The sequence below is a fragment of the Nostoc sp. FACHB-892 genome, from assembly GCF_014698795.1.
Taxonomy (GTDB): Bacteria; Cyanobacteriota; Cyanobacteriia; order Cyanobacteriales; family Nostocaceae; genus Nostoc.
The window spans coordinates 1-3,648 of record NZ_JACJTR010000134.1 but is presented as its reverse complement, the minus strand read 5'-3'; the positions used below and the strand labels follow the sequence as shown (position 1 = coordinate 3,648).

At 40.6% G+C, this 3,648-nt stretch carries 6 protein-coding genes; 1 reads left to right on the top strand and 5 read right to left on the bottom strand.

Annotation, left to right across the window (positions count from 1 at the left end; all coding sequences use genetic code 11):
- Positions 1–48 precede the first annotated feature (48 nt).
- Complete coding sequence (locus tag H6G96_RS40400) at positions 49–480, bottom strand: helix-turn-helix domain-containing protein (RefSeq protein ID WP_190920243.1); 432 nt, start codon at positions 478–480, stop codon at positions 49–51.
- Between the two features lie 63 nt (positions 481–543).
- Positions 544–1,350, bottom strand: a complete 807-nt coding sequence (locus H6G96_RS40395) for a DUF5131 family protein (protein ID WP_190920241.1) — start codon at positions 1,348–1,350, stop codon at positions 544–546.
- Between the two features lie 40 nt (positions 1,351–1,390).
- Here H6G96_RS40395 and H6G96_RS40390 point away from each other — a divergent pair, with 40 nt between their 5' ends.
- Positions 1,391–2,347 carry a cytosolic protein gene (locus tag H6G96_RS40390; RefSeq protein ID WP_190920239.1) on the top strand — a complete coding sequence of 319 codons (957 nt, stop codon included), beginning with the start codon at positions 1,391–1,393 and terminating at the stop codon, positions 2,345–2,347.
- A 67-nt stretch (positions 2,348–2,414) separates the two neighbouring features.
- On the opposite strand, the gene H6G96_RS40385 is transcribed toward H6G96_RS40390, so the two are convergent.
- The 3 genes from H6G96_RS40385 to H6G96_RS40375 are packed head-to-tail and all read right to left on the bottom strand — an operon-like array spanning position 2,415 to position 3,375.
- Entirely contained in the window at positions 2,415–3,020 is a 606-nt protein-coding gene (locus tag H6G96_RS40385; RefSeq protein ID WP_190920237.1) for an MT-A70 family methyltransferase, read from the bottom strand.
- Entirely contained in the window at positions 3,017–3,220 is a 204-nt protein-coding gene (locus tag H6G96_RS40380) for a hypothetical protein (RefSeq protein WP_190920235.1), read from the bottom strand. Before H6G96_RS40380 ends, H6G96_RS40385 begins: the two co-directional genes overlap by 4 nt.
- 8 nt (positions 3,221–3,228) lie before the next feature.
- On the bottom strand, positions 3,229–3,375 hold the full coding sequence (locus tag H6G96_RS40375) for a hypothetical protein (protein ID WP_190920233.1): 147 nt from the start codon (positions 3,373–3,375) through the stop codon (positions 3,229–3,231).
- Between the last annotated feature and the right edge of the window lie 273 nt (positions 3,376–3,648).

Below are 3,648 nucleotides of genomic sequence, written 5' to 3'. Positions count from 1 at the left end.
TAATTTCATTTTTTTACCGCTTTCTATTTTATATAAATTTTAATTATATTAATGGTAGCTTTTGTTACTCCAATCTACGCAGGTCAAAGTTAGCGATCGCTCCTTGGGAAAACTTTGCGATTTACTGGGGGTTTCTTTTGCTGTCTTAATTTGTGAACGAAGTAATTGAATTTGGTCAGGAGAAACCCACAAAGAAGGTGGAGTGGGAGTATAAATGTTAGTAGTTCCAATACGTTCTTGTATTTCAATCATTCCGGCGGCTAGTAAAAGCTTGATGGCATTTTTGGCAGTTTTGAGAGCGATGTAGCAATGTTTAGCCATTTTTGGAATAGACTCAAAACAACCGCTTACACCCGCTCTTCTTTGGATATGCGCGTACAGCCGGAATTCTGATGAGTCAAGTGGATAATCATCAAAAAAACCGGGAATGAAGACTTCAAAAGCTGTCCGATTATTAAGCTGATTTTCTGCTAAAGTCATAATGATATACCTAATAAAAATTGCCTTCCCTCGAAAGTCTCTTAACAATCGAGGGATTTGTTTCTAATCACAAGTGAAGTTGGGAAATTCCCGAATTTGTATCTGTTGAGGAAATTCCGCAAGTTCGCCGCCTTTGGCGTGTTTTGTTTTAAAAGGTTGCTGATTCAAATAAACATTCGCCCCCAACTGCTTCACAAATACGGGTGTTTTGGCTGACTGGCATTGTTGGACAATTGATTCGAGCCATTCCATGTGGCATGGTCTGGAATTTGGGCCAGATTCACCACCAATAATGACTAACTGAGCATCATTCAAATAGTGAGTGATATCACCCAAATCTTCTAGTAATGGTTCAACTGACCAGAACCGAATTAAAGCCGGAATTTGAGCAAGAAATTGACTACGTTCTTCTAAAGTGCGGCGATTCTCAATCGAAGTTCCTGGCCAAATATTTAAAGGTAGCTTGTCTAGTCCATGACAGGAGAGCCATTCATCCATAGATGACAGCATGATTTCTGGGCGTTTGGTGAGAATCTGAAATACTTGATTGGGAGCAACGAACATTCCATCTAGCATTTCATGTTGCCACAAACGCGGAACCCATTCACCGAAAACATCAGTCATTGAAGAAACGAAATGCTTCTTAGGTTTCCTTTGGAATCCCCATTTCCGAATAGCTTCTGTATCTAACACTAGTTCTGGTGGTTGCCCAGAGTAGGGTTGCTTATTCCCACCAAAGAAAGAATTTTGATTCAGCTTTTCGCTATAGCAATTTTTACATCCCTCTGAGATTTTTTGACACCACCAACCGCCTCCCTTGGCACGGATGATATTATCTGTTAAGTCTGTCCATTCTATGTTTGTTGGCATAAATACCTCTGAAATTTGAAATTAGACAATACATTTGAAAATGGCTAAGAAAACACCTCTTACTGAATACGATTCTCCTTGGAAGCAGATACTACAGTTGTATTTCCAAGATTTCATGTTGTTCTTTTTTCCCCAAGCGCATAGTGAAATTGATTGGAGTAGAGGTTTTGAGTTTCTTGATCAGGAGCTACAGCAAGTAGTCCGTGATGCGGAATTAGGAAAGCGACTGATTGATAAATTGGTGAAAATTTACCGTATTGGGGGTGAAGAATCTTGGCTATTGATCCATGTCGAAGTCCAAAGCCAGGAAGAAAGCGATTTCCCGAAACGTATGTTTGTATACAACTATCGGATTTTTGACCGTTATAATCGCTCTGTTGCATCATGTGCGGTACTGGGAGATGACAACATCGACTGGCGACCCAATCAATTTGGTTATGAATTGTTTGGCTGTACAGTTGATTTTCAGTTTCCTGTGATCAAGCTGCTAGACTATCAACAAAGGTTGTCGGAGCTTGAAGAGAGCCATAATCCGTTTGCTACGGTGGTCATGGCTCATTTGGCAGCAATGCAAACCCGTGGTGACAGGTTACAACGTAAGCAGCAGAAATTAGCTTTAGTGCGTAGGTTGTACGAGCAGGGGTTTGAGCGCGAAGCTATTCTGAATTTGTTAGGTTTTATTGATTGGATGTTGACATTACCATTAGATTTAGAACGAGAATTTAAAAGGGAAGTAGAACAACTGGAGGCACAACAATCTATGCAGTACATGACATCATTTGAGCGAATTGCCAGAATGGAATCTTTATTAGAAGGGATTGCAGTTGGTTTAAAACTAAAATTTGGTACTGAGGGTTTAAGCCTACTACCAGAAATTTCCAGAATTGAAGATGTCGAGCAATTAAGAGCAGTTCTTACGGGACTAGAGACGGCCAGTAACTTAGAACAATTGCGCTCCTTGTATCAGCCAACAACCGACACTCCCACAGAAAATTAGTGTTTAAGAGCTTGGTATTGGATTTTCCAGATGAGCGTAGGCTTTTAGTGCCTAAATTATTCCTTAGTTAGGCAGTTAAGGAAATATCTTGCTGACTCTGCTCAACAGGCTGATCAAACTTCAGAGCCTCATCACCCCAACAATCCCAGCCAACTCTAGACGAACGTGCGAACATCTCCAGCTTGGTCATATCAGGACACAGCTTTTCTACAAGTTCAAAAAACTGTTCGGGCTTACGTGAATGCTCACGACGGGGTGAGTGTAAAATGCTTGACTGGTTTGTGAGTGTCCGTCCAGCAAAAGCTTTCACATTCCCACGAACAGCCAAAGCGCAATGTTCAGTCGAATTCCGCAACCAATGACCGACACCTAGATGTGTTTTAGTGTTGTCCTTGGTAACTTTTTCCCAAGTCAAAATAGTCTTGAGTTCAAATCCCCATGTTTGCAAGCATTGAGCCGCTTCGACCATGTGATTGTTCGTGAACCAGAGCCAGAGGATACAGCCATTGCTCCCGCATAATTCGGGAATGGGCAGAGCCAGAATTTCCTCAGTCCGCATTGGTTGATAGGGGATGCGGTTGCGGTGAGTTTTGTCTTTAGAACGAAGTCTGTAGAACCAGGGAGGATCTATAACAATGCACTGGTAATGGCCTTGTAGAGTTGTGAGTCTCATACTGCCTCCTGCGGTTGTTGAACAATGGTTGCGCTGATGGATTCAAAATCAACCTGAAATATGTTTAAATCAGGAGTTATTTCGCCACTGTTATAAAGTCCAACGATGTGCTGTTTGATTGCATCTTCTGTGAGTCCATCAGGAATGTGAATGTGCGCTTCACTAATGATTTTTTCTACTACTTGAACTACGACTTTCATAAATACTCCTAAAACTCAATTCGGTTCAAAGTTTGTAATTGTGCAGCAAGTGTGCTAATAAAATCCTGTAGTTCTTCTGTTGCTTCTTGAGGGCTGATTGCTTTTTCAGAAACGTAAAGCTTTGTGTTCTCTAAATAAACTTCTACACAAGTCATATTTGTATGTGGCGAAGTCAATAGTGTTAAAGTAAATTTCTCATATTTGCAAAAGTAGTATTGACATTCTTCACTCAGAGATTGCAGGGTAAGCGCATATAAAATCGTAGCTAAAGATACAGAATATTTAACCAAGAGATGGAGAGAGAATCAAATTTGAGTATTAAATATGTTAAGTAGTACGCTAATAAGTAAAGCGTCTATTTTAGATCAGGGTCAGTACTATGGCATCGGGTTTCAACTCTTCTAAGAATCCACCTGCTCTCAAATCAA